The 1,028-nt window shown below is 49.3% G+C and carries 1 protein-coding gene and 1 pseudogene (1 of these 2 running past the window's edge); one reads left to right on the top strand and one right to left on the bottom strand.

Annotated features, from left to right (window positions below; translation table 11 throughout):
* A pseudogene (locus IIA05_09175) lies at window positions 1-211 on the top strand (terminase small subunit); it begins 269 nt to the left of the window's first position.
* A gap of 384 nt (window positions 212-595) precedes the next feature.
* On the opposite strand, the gene IIA05_09170 reads toward IIA05_09175, so the two are convergent.
* Window positions 596-898, bottom strand: a complete 303-nt coding sequence (locus IIA05_09170; GenBank protein ID MCH9027271.1) for a hypothetical protein — start codon at window positions 896-898, stop codon at window positions 596-598.
* Between the last annotated feature and the right edge of the window lie 130 nt (window positions 899-1,028).

The following is a 1,028-nucleotide window of genomic DNA, read 5'->3' as shown; positions in this document are numbered from 1 at the left end:
AAAGGGCACACCAGCAGAGCACGCAACGCTTAGGGCCTGTGACCTCCTGGGTAAGACTGTGGGGCTGTACAAGGACGTTATAGAGACTGTGGTCCAGCGCACGTCAGCCGAGATTCAGACAGAACTGGTAGAACTCATCAAACGACTGGATCACGACCTTGAGGTCAAAGAGCAAGCCGAGCTAGATCAGGTTGATAAAGCTGTACATTAATGGCATTAGTCCGAGAGCGTGGGGCATGGGAAATACTACTGGAGAACGAGCCTGATGGCCCATTGCATTGATCAGAGTAGGTTCCCAATCAAGGGGTGCGTCGTTTCAGTGTGGGTATATCTGGGGGTACAATTACAATTGCTGACGTGAATCACAGGGCAAATATTCCAGGGCCAGGGCGCGATTCAGGCACCCCCCACCCCCCCTAATTCATCGGCGGCATGGCGCGGTATGGGTATAGTGAAACACTCAAACGATTTCCTTTTTTTCAAAAAAGTGCTTGGGACTCCAGCTCCAAAAATTATTATTGTAAATTTTAGGTGGCTCATCTGAACTCATCCGCGACCCTGGACGGCACGGAAACACGAAGTTTAATTCCGCGTATTAATGTAATACATTAGCCAATTCCTCGTCCAGCTCTTTGAGCCTGGCTATGAGTTGCTCGGATGTGAGAGGTGGCTCTTTGATTTCAATTTCATGCTTCATTGCAGCGGGCATGACCTTACCCAAAAGCGTACAGAATGTTCTTGGGTCTGATTTGGCAACGCCCACCAAATACTTTTCACCGTCCACTTCCTCGAAGGCGTTCAAAATTGCCTGCTTAATCTTAACCGTAGATTTGTTGGGTGTCCCCTTGACCCTGCCGCCTGTTTTCCCTTTTCCAGATTTGAATTTAGTCTCTTCCACTACTTTTGCCTCTACTTTGCCTCCACTTTAGAGGCTAACGGCAGCTCAGGGTTCAGTCCAGATTATCCTGCACCAGGCGTTCAATCAGCTCCCCGATCGTGGTGCGTTCTTTCGCGGCTGCAATTTTCAG

The organism is Pseudomonadota bacterium (genome assembly GCA_022572885.1).
In the GTDB taxonomy this organism is placed as follows: Bacteria; Pseudomonadota; Gammaproteobacteria; order Steroidobacterales; family MnTg04; genus MnTg04.
This window is presented reverse-complemented; position numbering and strand designations above follow the sequence as displayed.